Consider the following 15,155-nt stretch of genomic DNA (forward strand, 5'->3'; position numbering starts at 1 on the left):
TTTACCACTAAAAGGGGGTATATAAAATATATACACAGCTCAATATATGGAAAGCCTTAACATCAAGATACATACACCCAAGAATGGAGGCGAAACCAAAATGAAGAGCAAGTTTGTACGTGTGTTGATGGCCTTGTTGATCATGTTGGCACCGTTAGTCGCTTATCCAAAATCGGCCGACGCCGCCGCTTCGAAATTCATCACCAGCGTGAACACGACGAGTAAAGTCGTCGCGTTAACGTTTGATGACGGAGCGGATGGTGCGAATACGAACAAGATTTTGGACATACTTGCCAAGAACAATGTCAAAGCCACTTTCTTTTTGACTGGGTCGGGCGCCAACCACCATCCCCAATACATTAAAAACATCGCCGCTAAAGGTCACCAACTCGGTAACCATTCGTATACCCATCCAGACTTCACGAAGTTGACCGCCACTCAAATGAAATCAGAACTCGACCGGACGGAAGCGAAAGTCAAATCGATCACCGGTAAAACAACGAAACCGATTTTCCGGGCCCCATTTGGTGCCGTCAATAGCGCTGTCTTGAGCGGAGTCGGCGCCGCCGGCTACGGTTACACGATTCAATGGAACATTGATACGATTGACTGGAAAGGACTCACTGCTAGCCAAATTAATACGAAAGTCCAGACAAACATCAAACCAGGCTCAATCGTCTTGATGCACACCGGTGCCGGTGCACCGGGTACACCGCTCGCCTTGCCGACAATGATTTCTCAGTTGAAAGCGAAAGGCTACAAGTTCGTCACCGTCTCCCAATTGCTCGCCTATCAAAAAGCACCGACAGGCAAAACGTATACTGTCAAATCAGGTGATACACTCTATAGCATCGCCCGAGCATACAACGTCACCGTCGCTGCGCTCGCTGCCGCCAACAAAATCACGAACTACAACTTGATTTCTGTCGGACAAGTGCTCGTCATCCCAGGCACGACCGTCACCCCACCACCTACGACGACTGTAAAATATACCGTCAAGTCAGGTGACACGCTCTACAAGATTGCCACTTTGTATAAAACGACCGTCGCTAAGATTGCCGCCGCCAATAATATCACCAACGTCAACTCTATTTACGTCGGACAAGTGCTCGTCATCCCAGGTACGACCGTAACACCACCACCTGCGACGACCGTGAAATATACCGTCAAATCGGGCGACACGCTCTACAAGATTGCGACGATGTATAATACCACTGTCGCTAAAATCGCCGCCGCTAACAATATTACGAACGTCAGCTTGATCAGTGTCGGGCAAGTGCTCACGATTCCACGCTAACCAAAAAGAAGTGTCCGCCGAAAATGGCGGACACTTCTTTTATGTGCCAAGACACTCGTCGACCATCGCGACCGCGACATGCGCATCGTCAACGCCGTGGACGAGGACTCTTCCGTCCTTGAACAAAAGCATCCGATGATTCCGCCATCGCCATTCCAACGTGAACGGTGTCTGCTTCACTACGATGTCCGCATGCTCGAGTTGATGCGCGATTGGTTCGAGCCCTTCGATGGACCGACGGACTTGGACGACATCGCGACCGCATAGAAGCGCTGTCTGCTGTCGATTTGAAACGAGACTCGGATAGTCTTTGGTTTGGCAAGACGGACAAGACACGTCGACGAGCCGTGCGACATCGAGCCGCTGCGACTGGTTCTCCCACATATCTTCAATCAAGAGACGGCGCTCCATGTGTTCATGACGCCCCGTCAAATATTTCAACGCCTCGACGGCTTGACGACTCGCCACATGTTGCACGATTGGAGCTACTACTCCCGCTGTCGCGCACGTCTGTCCAGCAAGCGGCAAATGACGCATGAGACAACGAAGACACGGCGCCTCTCCCGGCATCACCGTGTAGTTCATGCCGTATGCCCCGACGCAAGAGGCAAACAAAAACGGAATGCCGCGCTCGAGTGCGAAATCGTTTAATAAAAGACGTGTCTCGACGTTATCGGTCGCGTCCAAGACGAGGTCAACGGGCGGCAAGGGGCGAAGCCAATCCCACGATACGTCGGCAATCTGAGCGTCCAACTCAACGTCGGAGTTGATGGCCCGCAGACGTTCGAGCGCCGCGACCGCTTTCGGCGTCTCGGCATGTGCGTCCTGTTCCGTATAGAGCGTCTGTCGTTGTAAGTTCGTCACCTCGACATAGTCGCGGTCGACGAGGATGAGCGAAACACCGGCCCGAACCAGTTGATCGCTCACAGCCGCCCCGAGCGCACCGAGACCGACGACGAGCACCCGTTTCTCCATTAAACGTTCTTGGCCCTCCCCTCCGATGCCGTGGAACCGGGCCTGCCGTGCGTAACGTTCCGGGACAGGTGTCATCGGATGTAGTCCCCTGACTTCCCGCCTTCTTTCTCGAGCAAGTATGTCGGTCCGATGACGATGCCTTTATCGACTGCTTTCGTCATATCGTACACGGTCAAGGCGGCGACCATTGCTGCTGTCAACGCCTCCATCTCGACACCGGTATCGCCTTTCGTCTTCACAAACGACTCGATGATGAGCTGTGTCCCGTCCCATTCGAACGTCAAATCGACTTTTTTCAAGGCGAGTGGATGACACATCGGGATGATGCGGCTCGTCTCTTTGGCGGCCATGATGCCAGCCACTTGAGCGACGGCGAGTACATCCCCTTTTGCAAGACCCCCATCCGTGATGAGTTGTTTGAGTTCACCGCTCAGTTCAACTGATGTACGGGCCCGAGCAGTACGTGTCGTTTCCGGTTTATCCGAGACATCGACCATCCTCGCCCGCCCTTGGTTGTTCATATGTGTCAATTCCATCGTTTACCCTCCGCTCACCATTGGAATGACGGCGACCGTGTCCCCGTCTGCAACTGTGTATTCGTCCGTCTCATAGCGCTCATTGACCGCGAACATGAGACGTTCCGCTCCCGACACGCCCCGCTCGGCCAAATCCGCTCGCAAGGCGGCGATTGTTTGTGGCGCCGAAACGGTATAGGACCGGACCGCCAACTCTTCTGCCACGTGGGCAAAACATAATACCTCAATCATGTGTACGTCACTCCTTCCGGGCGTCCTGGGTGTTGTTCTTTTTGATCACCCATCCATTTCGTGCCGTCGGTCCAATGCTCCCGTTTCCAAATCGGGACAATTTCTTTGATGCGTTCGATGGCGTAACGATTCGCCTCGTAGGCGTCGGCGCGATGGGAAGAACTCGTCGCGATGACGACCGCTTCTTCCATGATATCGAGTCGTCCAATCCGGTGATGGATCGCCGTCAACGCACCAGGCCAACGTTCCGCCACTTCTTTCGCGATTTGTTCGAGCATCTTCTCGGCCATCGGCACGTATGATTCATACTCCAAGAGTTCGGTCTGTTTGGAACCGGTCATCTCCCGCACCGTCCCGATGAACAGCACGACCGCCCCGACGTTTCGATGCCGGACCGTTTCGTAAAGTGCCATCGGTTCGAGCGGATGTTCATTCACTTGATACCATTTCATCCTCCATCCACCTTTCCACTGAACGCATCAACCGGTCCTTGTCTGCCACGGAGTCTCCGCGTGCAATCACGTTCGTCACCTCGACCGGTTGTTCATGCCCGTCTCGCACGAGCACCACTTTCGGATAATCTTTCCGTTTATATCCTTCGATGAGCACGATGTCGACGTGCGCCTCGTACCAGTTGAGGAGCAACTCAAATGTATCGACCGCTTGCCACTCGATCAACGTCCCGTCTTCACCGATCACACTCGAAAGCACGGCACCAGCCAACGCGTGACGGTGCGAATCAGTCATCGGCAAGTCGAATGTTCCTCCGTGACCGTGGTGTTTGATGACACCGACACGGAGCCCCGTCGCCGACAAGCGTGATGTCAGTTCGGAAACGAACGATGTCTTGCCGCTATTTTGATAACCGACCACTTGTAAAATCAAAGCCGATCGATGATTCGACATCGTACCGAGTCCCCTTTCTGAAACCCTCTCGTCCCGCCTGGCAGATGAATCAACGTGTTACACGTCGCGAGTGAAGAGACGATGCCCGATTTATCTTTGCCGCTCGGATGAACGACTGTCTGCCCAACTGAATCAAACGTCACATGTCCACGTACGAACCGGTCGAACGGATTCGGTTTCGGGAAATCGACACCGAGTTCCGCCTGAATGACAGGGCGTTCCGCTTGTCCGAACAACGTTTTCATATACATGCCGACAAACAATTCCGTACCGACAAAACAGGCAGACGGATTACCAGATAATCCGAATAACAGCCGACCTTCGAGGTGCGCGACTGTCGTGACGGACCCTGGCCGCATCCCGACTTTATTGAACAGTACTGTCGCTCCTAGCGCGTCATACACATCGGGCAAATAATCGAAATCGCCGACCGATACCCCGCCTGTCGTGACGATGGCGTCACTCGTCCGAAGTGCCTCGTCAATCGCCCGCTTTGTTGAAATAAAAGTATCTGGCAAGATGCCGCCATATGTCGCTGTGCCGCCGAGCTCCTCGATTTGTGCGAGAATCATATACGCATTCGAATTATAAATTTGACCGTCGGCTTTCTTCCGTCCCGGTTCGACGAGCTCGTCTCCGGTCGCGAACACGGTGATGTGCGGTTTCACGTACACGTCGACTTGATCGTAGCCGAACGTCGCGAGCAAGGCGATCACGCCTGGATTGATGCGGGTGCCTCGGTCAACGATATTCGTCCCCATCGCCACATCTTCCCCGCGATAAGAGATGTTGGCATCGCGGGCCGGTCGTTTGAACGTCACGACTTGCTCGTCTGCTTGCACGAGTTCGAGCATGACGACCGCATCGGCTCCGTCTGGAATTTTAGCTCCGGTCATGATGCGAATCGCCTCGCCGGCGCGGAGCGGTTCTCCGACGTGTCCAGCTCCCTGAACGTATTGAACGGGTAATGTCACCGGTTCATCGCGACTCGCAGACACCAAGTCCGCAGACCGGACGGCAAAGCCGTCATACGGCGACTTATTAAACGCCGGAACATCATGCGTCGCGACGAGATCCATCGCTAAAACCCGTCCATTCGCCCGATGCAACGGCACCGTTTCTGTTTCGGCCCGCCCTGTCGCTTCTTGGATGCGTGCGACCGCCTCATCGACGGCAAGCGGCTTGCGAAATAGGGTCGACACCTTCTCCATCACTCCACTTCCTTCCCTAGCAGTGCTTCATAATCATGTAGCGAATTCACATTTTTAAACCAATCCCGTTCTTCAAACGAGACGATTGTCGCCTCTGTCAAGTGAGGCATGACCGCCCGTTCACCTCGATGTAACGCTGCTTCGAATTGTGACAGTATCGAACGGGGGTATAAGGCGATGAGCGGATGGATCCGATCGTCTGCGTAGGCGACAACCGGCCGCTTCCCTCGTTCCGTCGCAAGCCGTTCGTAAACAGTCGGTGGCAACAAGGGCGTATCACACGCACAGACGGCATACCAATCACACGGGACGTGCCGCATGACGGTGATGATGCCGGCGAGCGGCCCCATGCCGCACCATTCTCTGTCATCTTCAAGTTGATATGAGGTCATCGACTGTCCGGCCGGCACGACGCTCCATTGGGACGTCGTCGTGGTACCGAGCGTCTGTCGCGCCCGCTCTTCAAACGAGATGTCCTCATAACGGGCTTGCCATTTAGGGGACCCGAATCGGCGCGATTTCCCGCCCGCCAAGACGATGCCGATCATCGTGTCGCTTCCCAGACGATGTGGGAGAGCTCGGGAAGAATCAGACGGGTCATCGCCAAATCGACGGCGCCGCGCGATCCTGGCATCGAGAAGATGATCGTATCTCCGATGCGTCCGGCGAGAGCCCGCGATAACATCGCCGCCGGGCCGATATCTTCCGTAAAACTGACGTAACGGAACAGTTCACCGAAGCCGACCATTTCCCGGTCGAGCAACGGCCGAATCGTCTCGATGGTGACGTCCCGTTTCGTGATTCCCGTCCCTCCGGTCGTCAAGATGACATCCATCTTCTCAGCGACCATTCGTCTGACGGCCGCCTCGATTTCAAGCGGTTCATCTTTCGTGATCTCACGGTATGTGACCGTGTGTGCTTCTTCTTTTAACAGCGTGCAAATATGTTCGCCTGACACGTCCTTATCGAGTGTGCGTGTGTCTGAGATCGTTAAAATCGCGGCCCGGACACGCTTTGTGTTTTCATGTACGTGATTGTGTGCTTGCATCGTCTTCACCCTCCGATATAACTCATTTCAATCCGGTTTCGTGTCCGGTTCCCACTCCGCGACCGTTCTTCTGAATAGCGGTCGTCGCGTACTTCCCATACCATTTTCAGTGTCATGGCGATCAATTCGTCGCTCGCCCCGCTGCGGAGCAATTCGCGAATATCGGTCCCGTCTTCCGCGAACAGGCACGTATACCATTTGCCGTCACTCGATAGACGGCCTCGTGTACACGTCCCGCAGAACGGTTGGCTGACTGAAGAGATGAAGCCGACTTGCGCCCCATCCGTATAACGATAACGTTGCGCGACCTCTCCTAATGTTTCAGGTGCAAGCGGTTCAAGTAATCCATTTCGTTGTTTCAACACCTCAAGAATCGATTCAGACGACACGACATGTTCGACGTTCCACTCATTCGCCGTGCCGACATCCATGAACTCGATATAACGGAGCGTGATATTCCGTTCTTTGAAATAAGCGGCCATCGGGGCAACTTCATGATCGTTCCATCCTTTTCGGACGACCATGTTCACTTTCACCTCAAGCCCTTGTCGCTTCGCTTCATCGATGCCTCGTAACACCGTCTCGGGCGACGTCCCGCGTCCGTTCATCATCCCGAACGTCTCGGCCGATAAAGCGTCTAGGCTGACGTTGACCCGGTCAAGCCCGGCTTGCTTTAACGCTTTCGCCATCCGTTCTAAATAGACGCCGTTCGTCGTCAACCCGATCGTCTCGATGGTAGTGACCGCACGCAGACGGCGAATCAACTCATCGAGATTCGGTCTAAGTAACGGTTCGCCCCCGGTCAGGCGCACTTTTTTTACGCCATGCGGGGCGATGATACGAACGAAGCGCTCAATCTCGTCAAACGATAGCAACTCGTCTCGCTTTAAAAACTGATGGTGACGAAACGCTTCTTCCGGCATACAGTACCGGCAACGAAAGTTGCATTTATCAATGACTGAGATGCGTAAGTCTTCCAACGGTCGTCTCCGTCGATCGGTCCATGGGGTCATCTTGGTTCATCCTTTCTATCCATCAACGACAGCAGGGACTTTCAAAGTCCCCACTTCGGATTGTCAGCGAATCGGCTTTTCAGCACCGCTGCGCAAGTAATAATAAATTGTAGTGGCAATCGAAATCGCATAGAGCCCGAGCATGACGAACAACGCACCGTTGAACGAACCGACGAGTTCGAGCGACCAGCCGAACATCTTCGGAATGAAGAAGGCGCCGTAAGCGGCAAACGCTGCCGAGAACCCGACGACGGCCGGCGTCTTCGTCGCGACGAACACGTGGGGAATCATCGCGAACGTGGCCCCGGAATTGAGTCCTGTCGCGATGAACAAGACGACGAATGAGATGAAAAACATCGTCAAGTTGCTGTTCGTGATGGCCATGATGACACTGATTGTACCGAGCGCCATGATTCCGAACACGATCAACGTCACTTTGGCCGCCCCAATCTTGTCACTGATCCAGCCTCCGAACGGGCGCGAAGAGGCGCCCAGGAATGCACCAAGGAATGCGAGCGCCATCAAGTCCGATTCAGGGAACTTCAACTTCAAGATCATCGGGAACGCTGCGGCATATCCGATGAAAGAACCGAACGCTGCCGTGTAGAGCAACGTTTGAATCCAAAAATGCTTGTCTTTAAACACGCTCGCCTGTTCACGAAGCGATTGACGCGCGGTCGGTAAGTTATCCATGAACAAGTACGCGCATACCGTCAAGATGATGGTCGGCACGACCCAAAGGAGCGCGGCGTTTTGTAACCAAATCTCTTCTCCGGTCTCAGTCAAGAGGGCGTTCCCGCCGATGAACCCGAAAATACTTGTCGTAATGACGAGCGGTGTGATCAATTGGACGAGCGACACGCCTAAGTTCCCGATGCCTCCGTTAATACCGAGTGCCGTCCCTTTTTTCGCTTTCGGATAAAACGCCCCGATATTGGCGTTTGATGACGAGAAATTTCCGCCGCCGAGTCCGCAAAGCGCGGCCAAAATCATAAATACCCAATACGGTGTATTGACGTTTTGAACGGCGTAGGCGATGCCAAGGAGTGGCAATAACAAAATCGATGTCGAGAAAATCGTCCAGTTCCGACCGCCGAATATACTGTTCGCAAACGTATAGAAAAAGCGTAACGTCGCCCCGACGAGTCCAGGTAGGGCGGCCAAGGTGAATAACTGGCCTTGCGTAAAGCTAAACCCGATCGAATTCAATTGGACGGCCGCGACCGACCACATTTGCCAGACGATGAATGCAAGCGTCAGTGCCGGGACCGAGACGCGCAAGTTCCGATTGGCGACTTGTTTTCCCGTCCCTTCCCAAAATCCCACATCCTCTGGCTTCCACTCGGCGAGTGCGTGTGACCCTTTGTCTAATTGTTGCATGGTCTATTCCTCCTCTTAACGGTTCAATTCGTACCCTAATCCCATCCTATCGACCGCCCCCTAAAAAAAGTGTGCCTTCTTTCACACTTATTTCGCATCTTGAGCTTTTTTCTCACCCTGTCATCATTCTGTGACAAAATCGCCTATCTTTTGTTTCTGTGACATTGAACACAGAAAAACCCTCCCCGATTCCTTACGATAAGGAATAGAGGAGGGATGAATATGTCACATCTTATTAAAATCCACTGTGCGCCCGAAGCTCGCTTGGCGCTACAACCATATTTCTTCAGTCAGGACGGGGCTCACGTGTTCCGTGTCTTCGGCGTCGCGATCGCCGAAGCTGCGTTCACAGAGACGGGGCTCGATATCTCGTTCCCACTTGAAAGTCCGCTAGAAGAGCTAGAAGCATTGCACAATTTGCTCGTTCGGATTGACAGCCACCATGGCGTGACGATTGATGACGCCCAGGCAGTCATCGGTTACTTAGGTGACGGGACGACGGTCACCGTCTATCGCCATTTCAAACGATGGCTCGACTTCTTATCCGCTGCGCGTGTCCGCTCGATGGAAGGCGTCGTCGTCGAGGTGCGCGCCCATGGGGTCAAGCTAGCCGAAGGGGTACTCCGGTCTTACGAGTTGATGGAAGATGGCGAGTTTTATGTATCGGCCTGTACAATCGAGGCCGATGGGTTGGAGCATTTTGAAGGCGAACTGTCGCTTGCCGCCGTCATGTGATCAATCGATGACACAGACCGAGATCGGACAATCCTCACAATGGTTGAGCAGTTTCAACCGGTCGAGATCATGGATAATGATTTGACGGGACGGGAGCGAAATGATCCCCTCTTGGGCGAGCTCGTTCAACATGCGGTTCACGCGTTCGCGCGACGTGCCGCAATAGTTGGCGAGCTCTTGGTTTTTCAGTTTCAAATCGATCAGAATTCCACCTTCGACTTCAACCCCATAGCTGTTCGCCATGCGAATGAGTGTCGAGTAGAGCGCTCCTTTTTTCCCGTTCAACACCAAGTCTCTAAATTTCGTATGCTGCTTCCGCATATGTTCATTGATCATAATCATGAACTCGCGGACGAACTCCGGATTCGACGACAGAATCATCGTCTCAATTCGTTCGATCTTCACCGCATAGATTTCACTGTCTTCTAACGCTTTCGCGTTAAATAAATATTTTGGTTCGATTGCGAACAACGTCAACTCTCCGCAACAAGCCTCAGCGCTTAAACAACGTAACGTCAATTCTTTTCCATTTTCCGTCAATTTCGAAATTTGGATCAGTCCACTTTTCACAATATAAAATTCAGACGCGTCTTCTTGTTCCCGGAACAGAAAACCGCCTTTCGGGACATGAATGATGCGATGTGCCAATTTTTTTGTTTCATCGAGCACCATCGCTTTACTTGAATGTGCCATTTCCACCGACCTTCCTTAAAACACGTTGCGCCAAATCAAAGCTTGCCTTCATTCTAAACACAAACCCCCTCGAAACGCAATCAACATTTGGAAGCGTTTCAAGGGGACGACTATTCTTTCGTACGATATTCAATTTTTTTCCAATATCGATATAACAAACCGATCAATCCGACATTGATGATCGCGATGGCCATATACAGTTGCATCGACGCATGGTCATACACCATGTAGCTCTCAATCGTATATTGCAAGAGCACCATGTTCGTCGCGAGCAATACGACCAATCCGATTAAACTCCAACCGTTACGCCCCATGATGAATCTCTCTTCCGACCGCAAAGATTTTCCCGTTCTCGATCTCGAGCAAGATTTTAGGCAGTTCCCGCTGCGGCGGTCCCGACTGAGGTTGGCCGTCGACACTGAAATAACCGCGGTGGCACGGACAGAGAAGGACATCTTCTTCCTCCACATAAAACACCGGACACTGCAAATGGGTGCATTTGTTGTTATAGGCGACGAACTCACCCGTCTTTAAATGAACGAGCAATGATGGTTCCGTACCCGGATATTCGAATTCGAGTGATTTCCCCCGTTCGAGCGCCTCGACCGTCGTGATGAACTGACGGTCGGTTCGCGGCTCGCTGCGGACGAAGGCCGCGATGTTGAACGGGACCGTCGCTAGACCGAGCGCGATGCCGGCGCCAAACGTCGATTTGATGAACGCCCGGCGGTTCAGTTTCACGTCATCGGCGCGGCTCAAATTGTCAACGAGTGAGGATAGACGCTCCCGATCTTTTGATTCATTTGACATAAGTCATCTTCCTTTCCATCTCAATCGGAATAGACGCCAAAGAATTCAGGGACGTAATTCCACTTATCATCTTGCGAAGGTTTTTTTCCTTCGATCATGTTCATTTGGACACGCTGACGACGAAGTTGCATCATCTCATCATGGTCGATGAAACGAATCGCATCCGACGGACATACTGACGCACACATCGGCGCGATATCATGTTTAGAACGGTCGTAACACATGTCGCACTTATACATCTTGTTCTTCTCAAAGTCGAACTTCGGAATCCCGAACGGACAAGCGAACGTACAGTTGCGGCAGCCGATACATTTCTCTTCCGAAGCCGATAAGACGACGCCTTCTGGCGTGATTTGAATCGCGTTGGCCGGGCAAACTTGAGCACATGCCGGGTTTTTACATTGCATACAGATCATCGGGAACGTCTGACGGTTCTCCGAGAAGTCGATGTAGTCGACGTAGTTGCGCTCGAGCCCTTCGTGGTCCCCGCATTCGCGGCAAGCCGCTTGGCAGGCCCGACAGCCGATACAGCGTTCAAATTCTAAATACATGACCTTATTCATTTCGTCTGAACCTCCTCATCCATGACGTGACAGCTCGTCGCAATCGCATGGTCCGCCATGAACGGCACGCTCGAACCGAGCGGGACCGTCAACGGATTAATGTGTAACGGGGTGTTGGTCGGCAACTTCTTCATTTGAACCGCACATACCTTGAACTCCGGCATGCGTGACATCGGATCGAGGCACGGGTTCGTCAATTGGTTGATGGCTAGCTCTTTGCCCCAATGATAAGGAACGAAGACCGTGTCTTTTCGAATCGCCTTCGTCAAACGAGCTTCGACGACCATCGCTCCGCGGCGTGTGCGGAGTTCGACTTTGTCGCCCGTTTGAAGACCATAGCTTGATGCGAGCTCAGGATGAATCTCAACGAACGGCAGTTTCGACATCGTGCTCAAGAAATCGACGCGACGCGTCTGGTTGCCCGAGAGGTAATGGAAGACGACCCGACCTGTCGTGAGCGTGACCGGATACTCTTCATTCGCATATTCACCGGCCGGCCGATATGTAACGACGGGCAGGTTCGCTTTTCCGCTTGCCGTCCCAAACCGTTCTTTGAACATCGTCGGTGTGCCGGGGTGATCTTCGGACGGACATGGCCAAAAGACGCCATACTCGTCATCGATTCGTTCCCACGTGATTCCTGAGTAGTCAGCCGCTCCGCCTTTCGTCGCGATGCGGAATTCTTCCCAAATGTCACGCGCCGTGTCATACGGGAAGTATTGTCCGCGTCCCATCCGCTCAGCGATCCGCTTCATGATTTCCCAGTCCGGGAGCGACTCCCCGAGCGGTTCGCGCACTTTCCGGATCCGAATGACACGTCCTTCTAAGTTTGTCGTCGTCCCTTCGTCCTCGGCCCACGAACAGGCCGGTAAGACGACGTCAGCGAACTCACAAGATTCCGACATGAAGAAGTCACTGACGACGAAGAAATCGAGTTTGTTGAAACTGTCCCACACGTACGGAAGGTTCGGTGCCGAGACGGCCGGGTTCGAGCACATGAGGTGCATCGCCCGAATCGTCCCCGCTTGGATTTCATCGAACATCTCGAACGCGGAGACGCCTGGTTTTGGCATCTCCGAAGGGTCGATGCCCCAGACGCCGCTCACATATTCGACGGCTTTCGGGTCAGTTAACTTCCGATAACCTGGTAACAAGTCGGCTTTTTGTCCGTGTTCCCGTCCACCTTGGCCATTCCCTTGCCCCGTCATCGTGGCGACGCCCGAGGCGAACTTCCCGATCATACCGCGCAGGAGTGCCATCGATGTGTAGAGCGAGACGTTGTCGACGCCTTTTGATTGTTGCTCGACGCCGCGGGCGAACAACATGACCGACCGTGGGCTCTTCCCGTAAATATGACCTGCCTTCTCAAGCTTTTCGATAGCGACCCCGGTCACGTCACTCGTCCGTTCGAGCGTCCAGTCACGGACCGACGCTTTCAACTCTTCGTAATTATCGCAACGCTCATCCACATACGCTTGATCGACGTAATCGTGTTCAATCAAGAAATTGAGCAGTCCCATCGCTAATGCCGCATCCGTCCCTGGCTTCAAATCAAGATGGACGTCCGCAACGCGCGCCATCGGAATCTCACGCGGGTCGGCGACGATGATTTTCGCGCCTTTATCTTTTGCCTTCCAAATATGTTGCGTCGTCGTCGGGTGACATTCGGCGATGTTCGAGCCAGCGACAAAAAATGTGTCGACGTGCTCGAATTCCGTCCACGGGAGCGTCGCCCCGCGGTCAATCCCGAGTGTCTTCAAGAAACCGCCGGCAGCTGAGGACATACAGAACCGACCGTTATAGTCGATGAATCGTGTCCCGAGTGCGACGCGGGCATACTTCCCGACGAGATAACATTTCTCATTCGTCATCGAGACGCCACCGAAGACGGACACCGCGTCTTTCCCGTGTTCCCGTTGAATCCGTTTGAAGTTCGCTTCGATCACGTCGAGCGCTTCTTCCCATGTCGCTTTTTCAAACTTGCCGTTCCGCTTGATGAGCGGGGTCATGATGCGATCCGGATGTTCGATTGTTTGATAGGCCGTGACGCCTTTCGGACAAAGTTTTCCTTTATTGACCGGGAAATCGTAGCGTGGCTCGACGCCTTTGACGGCCCCTGTCTTCTCATCGACCCGGATGTGCATGCCACACTGCATGCCGCAGTAGCAACAATGGGTCGTGATCAGTTTCTCACCCGGTTTGATTAAGTTCTGTACTTCTGGCGACGTTAAAAAGTCACTCATCGTCTTCCCCTCCATAGAACGTTTCCGCTCTTCGTTTTGAAAATCCACTGACGTGATAGCCGTTGATCGTTTGAAGCGGATAATGCATCCCGTCACTTCCAGGTCGTCCGAGCGCCGAATCGAGCCGGGCTCGACGACGACAGGCGTGACAGAGATCCTGGACCGTATGCGCCGCATCTACTTTCACGAGCTGCTCCGACCCTTCGAGCAATTGCTTCACTTGTTCGATTTCTTCAAGTGTCCCGGTCGGTTCGCCACACTTAACGCACAGGTGTCTCATCTTTAGCCTCACCTTTCGTCTCCTTCGGCCGGCCGAATCCTGGCATCGACATGCCGGTGTTCGTATCGACCGGGTGCGTCGGCAACTGTCCGTTCATCAAGTTCAACTGCATCTTCACACGCATCGAACGTCGACACGGTTGGCAGTAATCCGACAACTGGGTCCCGTCACTGAGTCCGAGCTGGATCGTCTGTGCCTGTAAAATCGCTTGGACGTCCTCGACTTGATTGTCGGTCGCATAACGTGTGCCACACCCAGCGCAGACACGTGTCTCGTCCGCCTCGACTTCCCGGTAATTCATCGGCACACTGGCTGCCATCGGCCGGACCGGCAAGTGGAACAGTTTACCGAACGGGAAGTAGCATAAAAAGATGATAACGGTCAATTGATGGAACAAGGCGAGCTCATGATGGATGAAACCGCCGAAGAACACGTACGACACGGTCAACAAGAGACCCGATACAGTGACGATGAGCAACATAAGGAGCGGTAAAATATCAAACTCGAACCGCTGGGTCACTTTCACGTCTTGGTCGTTGATCCGGCGATAGAGCGCCATGAGCACGCCGACGAGCAACATGAGCGCGGTGATGTTCAAGCCGTTGTAGACCATTTCGGCGAACAACCCGTGCGCGGCCATCTTAATCGTCGGAATATTAAAGACGATGATTTGATACTTCTCGATATCGATTAAATCAAACCGCATCCACTGGAACGTCAACCCGAACGTGATGGCGAACGACCCGAGGCATCCCCAGGCGATCAACATGTGTTGGGTCCAGCGATACCAGCCTCGCTCCCAAATGAACTTCTGCAAGACGATGTTGTTGACGGTCGTCGCGGCGACGGCTTTGCCGGCCCGTTTCTTTTCTGCCTTCATCTGTTTGAGGCTTCGCTTCAACACTTGTGAGGTGGCCGGCCGTGCAAAAAATAACGTCAAGCGAACGACCATCCCGATCATGCAGACGACAGCACCAATGTAATAGCCAAACAACGCCATGTCGACATGTTCAAATCTCCCTGAGGCGACCCACGTCGAGAGCACCAACATGGTAAACCCTACGAACGACCACTTTGCGGCGGTCGAATAAAAATAACGATCGGACATATGTGTTCCCCCTTCTCTTTCCGAGCGACTTCATAGTTTCATCATAAAGATGACATCTCGACTTAACTGTTACTTTTTTCACAGATAAGCGATTCGAGACGTGACAGAATAATGAACGAAGGAGGC

The 15,155-nt window shown here is 53.2% G+C and carries 19 protein-coding genes; 2 read left to right on the forward strand and 17 right to left on the reverse strand.

Annotated elements, in window-relative coordinates; genetic code table 11:
• Nucleotides 1–100 precede the first annotated feature (100 nt).
• Nucleotides 101–1,297: a LysM peptidoglycan-binding domain-containing protein gene (locus tag NMQ00_RS14830; RefSeq protein WP_255177290.1), complete on the forward strand. Its 1,197-nt coding sequence runs from the start codon at nt 101–103 to the stop codon at nt 1,295–1,297.
• A 39-nt stretch (nt 1,298–1,336) separates the two neighbouring features.
• Here NMQ00_RS14830 and NMQ00_RS14835 read toward each other — a convergent pair whose 3' ends face one another.
• The 10 genes from NMQ00_RS14835 to NMQ00_RS14880 all read right to left on the reverse strand — a co-directional run bounded on the left by NMQ00_RS14835 (nt 1,337) and on the right by NMQ00_RS14880 (nt 8,597).
• Complete coding sequence (locus NMQ00_RS14835; protein ID WP_255177291.1) at nt 1,337–2,347, reverse strand: ThiF family adenylyltransferase; 1,011 nt, start codon at nt 2,345–2,347, stop codon at nt 1,337–1,339.
• Nucleotides 2,344–2,808 (reverse strand): cyclic pyranopterin monophosphate synthase MoaC, encoded by a 465-nt coding sequence (moaC, locus tag NMQ00_RS14840; RefSeq protein WP_255177292.1) that lies wholly within the window; start codon nt 2,806–2,808, stop codon nt 2,344–2,346. Before moaC ends, NMQ00_RS14835 begins: the two co-directional genes overlap by 4 nt.
• A gap of 3 nt (nt 2,809–2,811) precedes the next feature.
• The gene (locus NMQ00_RS14845) at nt 2,812–3,039 is read right to left on the reverse strand and encodes a MoaD/ThiS family protein (RefSeq protein WP_015880400.1); all 228 of its coding nucleotides are present in this window, start codon (nt 3,037–3,039) and stop codon (nt 2,812–2,814) included.
• On the reverse strand, nt 3,036–3,491 hold the full coding sequence (locus NMQ00_RS14850) for a molybdenum cofactor biosynthesis protein MoaE (RefSeq protein ID WP_015880399.1): 456 nt from the start codon (nt 3,489–3,491) through the stop codon (nt 3,036–3,038). The genes NMQ00_RS14845 and NMQ00_RS14850 overlap by 4 nt, the downstream gene beginning before the upstream one ends.
• Complete coding sequence (mobB, locus tag NMQ00_RS14855; protein WP_255177293.1) at nt 3,469–3,945, reverse strand: molybdopterin-guanine dinucleotide biosynthesis protein B; 477 nt, start codon at nt 3,943–3,945, stop codon at nt 3,469–3,471. Before mobB ends, NMQ00_RS14850 begins: the two co-directional genes overlap by 23 nt.
• On the reverse strand, nt 3,921–5,156 hold the full coding sequence (locus NMQ00_RS14860; RefSeq protein ID WP_255177294.1) for a molybdopterin molybdotransferase MoeA: 1,236 nt from the start codon (nt 5,154–5,156) through the stop codon (nt 3,921–3,923). The genes mobB and NMQ00_RS14860 overlap by 25 nt, the downstream gene beginning before the upstream one ends.
• Complete coding sequence (locus NMQ00_RS14865; RefSeq protein WP_255177295.1) at nt 5,156–5,704, reverse strand: molybdenum cofactor guanylyltransferase; 549 nt, start codon at nt 5,702–5,704, stop codon at nt 5,156–5,158. The genes NMQ00_RS14860 and NMQ00_RS14865 overlap by 1 nt, the downstream gene beginning before the upstream one ends.
• Complete coding sequence (locus NMQ00_RS14870) at nt 5,701–6,204, reverse strand: MogA/MoaB family molybdenum cofactor biosynthesis protein (RefSeq protein WP_255177296.1); 504 nt, start codon at nt 6,202–6,204, stop codon at nt 5,701–5,703. The genes NMQ00_RS14865 and NMQ00_RS14870 overlap by 4 nt, the downstream gene beginning before the upstream one ends.
• A gap of 5 nt (nt 6,205–6,209) precedes the next feature.
• Complete coding sequence (moaA, locus tag NMQ00_RS14875; protein WP_255177297.1) at nt 6,210–7,217, reverse strand: GTP 3',8-cyclase MoaA; 1,008 nt, start codon at nt 7,215–7,217, stop codon at nt 6,210–6,212.
• 63 nt (nt 7,218–7,280) lie between these two features.
• Nucleotides 7,281–8,597, reverse strand: a complete 1,317-nt coding sequence (locus NMQ00_RS14880) for an MFS transporter (protein WP_255177298.1) — start codon at nt 8,595–8,597, stop codon at nt 7,281–7,283.
• A 222-nt stretch (nt 8,598–8,819) separates the two neighbouring features.
• Here NMQ00_RS14880 and NMQ00_RS14885 point away from each other — a divergent pair, with 222 nt between their 5' ends.
• The gene (locus NMQ00_RS14885) at nt 8,820–9,332 is read left to right on the forward strand and encodes a hypothetical protein (RefSeq protein ID WP_255177299.1); all 513 of its coding nucleotides are present in this window, start codon (nt 8,820–8,822) and stop codon (nt 9,330–9,332) included.
• Here NMQ00_RS14885 and NMQ00_RS14890 read toward each other — a convergent pair whose 3' ends face one another.
• The 7 genes from NMQ00_RS14890 to NMQ00_RS14920 form a co-directional block, all read right to left on the reverse strand.
• Nucleotides 9,333–10,025 carry a Crp/Fnr family transcriptional regulator gene (locus NMQ00_RS14890; protein ID WP_255177300.1) on the reverse strand — a complete coding sequence of 231 codons (693 nt, stop codon included), beginning with the start codon at nt 10,023–10,025 and terminating at the stop codon, nt 9,333–9,335.
• Between the two features lie 110 nt (nt 10,026–10,135).
• A complete protein-coding gene (locus NMQ00_RS14895; protein WP_255177301.1) occupies nt 10,136–10,339 on the reverse strand; it encodes a hypothetical protein in 204 nt (67 codons plus the stop codon).
• Complete coding sequence (locus NMQ00_RS14900) at nt 10,329–10,835, reverse strand: QcrA and Rieske domain-containing protein (RefSeq protein WP_255177302.1); 507 nt, start codon at nt 10,833–10,835, stop codon at nt 10,329–10,331. The genes NMQ00_RS14895 and NMQ00_RS14900 overlap by 11 nt, the downstream gene beginning before the upstream one ends.
• Nucleotides 10,836–10,855: 20 nt before the next feature.
• Nucleotides 10,856–11,398 (reverse strand): 4Fe-4S dicluster domain-containing protein, encoded by a 543-nt coding sequence (locus NMQ00_RS14905; RefSeq protein WP_015880388.1) that lies wholly within the window; start codon nt 11,396–11,398, stop codon nt 10,856–10,858.
• Nucleotides 11,395–13,641 carry a molybdopterin oxidoreductase family protein gene (locus tag NMQ00_RS14910; RefSeq protein WP_255177303.1) on the reverse strand — a complete coding sequence of 749 codons (2,247 nt, stop codon included), beginning with the start codon at nt 13,639–13,641 and terminating at the stop codon, nt 11,395–11,397. The genes NMQ00_RS14905 and NMQ00_RS14910 overlap by 4 nt, the downstream gene beginning before the upstream one ends.
• Nucleotides 13,634–13,921, reverse strand: a complete 288-nt coding sequence (locus NMQ00_RS14915) for a hypothetical protein (protein WP_255177304.1) — start codon at nt 13,919–13,921, stop codon at nt 13,634–13,636. Before NMQ00_RS14915 ends, NMQ00_RS14910 begins: the two co-directional genes overlap by 8 nt.
• A complete protein-coding gene (locus NMQ00_RS14920; protein ID WP_255177305.1) occupies nt 13,902–15,029 on the reverse strand; it encodes an MFS transporter in 1,128 nt (375 codons plus the stop codon). The genes NMQ00_RS14915 and NMQ00_RS14920 overlap by 20 nt, the downstream gene beginning before the upstream one ends.
• Nucleotides 15,030–15,155: the final 126 nt, after the last annotated feature.

The organism is Exiguobacterium aurantiacum (assembly GCF_024362205.1).
GTDB classification, from domain to species: Bacteria; Bacillota; Bacilli; order Exiguobacteriales; family Exiguobacteriaceae; genus Exiguobacterium; species Exiguobacterium aurantiacum_B.

Coding starts and splice junctions, on each gene's coding strand:
- NMQ00_RS14830 (WP_255177290.1), top strand. CDS start 101: ATGAAGAGCAAGTTTGTACGTGTGTTGATGGCCTTGTTGATCATGTTG.
- NMQ00_RS14835 (WP_255177291.1), bottom strand. CDS start 2,347: ATGACACCTGTCCCGGAACGTTACGCACGGCAGGCCCGGTTCCACGGC.
- moaC (WP_255177292.1), bottom strand. CDS start 2,808: ATGGAATTGACACATATGAACAACCAAGGGCGGGCGAGGATGGTCGAT.
- NMQ00_RS14845 (WP_015880400.1), bottom strand. CDS start 3,039: ATGATTGAGGTATTATGTTTTGCCCACGTGGCAGAAGAGTTGGCGGTC.
- NMQ00_RS14850 (WP_015880399.1), bottom strand. CDS start 3,491: ATGAAATGGTATCAAGTGAATGAACATCCGCTCGAACCGATGGCACTT.
- mobB (WP_255177293.1), bottom strand. CDS start 3,945: ATGTCGAATCATCGATCGGCTTTGATTTTACAAGTGGTCGGTTATCAA.
- NMQ00_RS14860 (WP_255177294.1), bottom strand. CDS start 5,156: ATGGAGAAGGTGTCGACCCTATTTCGCAAGCCGCTTGCCGTCGATGAG.
- NMQ00_RS14865 (WP_255177295.1), bottom strand. CDS start 5,704: ATGATCGGCATCGTCTTGGCGGGCGGGAAATCGCGCCGATTCGGGTCC.
- NMQ00_RS14870 (WP_255177296.1), bottom strand. CDS start 6,204: ATGCAAGCACACAATCACGTACATGAAAACACAAAGCGTGTCCGGGCC.
- moaA (WP_255177297.1), bottom strand. CDS start 7,217: ATGACCCCATGGACCGATCGACGGAGACGACCGTTGGAAGACTTACGC.
- NMQ00_RS14880 (WP_255177298.1), bottom strand. CDS start 8,597: ATGCAACAATTAGACAAAGGGTCACACGCACTCGCCGAGTGGAAGCCA.
- NMQ00_RS14885 (WP_255177299.1), top strand. CDS start 8,820: ATGTCACATCTTATTAAAATCCACTGTGCGCCCGAAGCTCGCTTGGCG.
- NMQ00_RS14890 (WP_255177300.1), bottom strand. CDS start 10,025: ATGGCACATTCAAGTAAAGCGATGGTGCTCGATGAAACAAAAAAATTG.
- NMQ00_RS14895 (WP_255177301.1), bottom strand. CDS start 10,339: ATGGGGCGTAACGGTTGGAGTTTAATCGGATTGGTCGTATTGCTCGCG.
- NMQ00_RS14900 (WP_255177302.1), bottom strand. CDS start 10,835: ATGTCAAATGAATCAAAAGATCGGGAGCGTCTATCCTCACTCGTTGAC.
- NMQ00_RS14905 (WP_015880388.1), bottom strand. CDS start 11,398: ATGAATAAGGTCATGTATTTAGAATTTGAACGCTGTATCGGCTGTCGG.
- NMQ00_RS14910 (WP_255177303.1), bottom strand. CDS start 13,641: ATGAGTGACTTTTTAACGTCGCCAGAAGTACAGAACTTAATCAAACCG.
- NMQ00_RS14915 (WP_255177304.1), bottom strand. CDS start 13,921: ATGAGACACCTGTGCGTTAAGTGTGGCGAACCGACCGGGACACTTGAA.
- NMQ00_RS14920 (WP_255177305.1), bottom strand. CDS start 15,029: ATGTCCGATCGTTATTTTTATTCGACCGCCGCAAAGTGGTCGTTCGTA.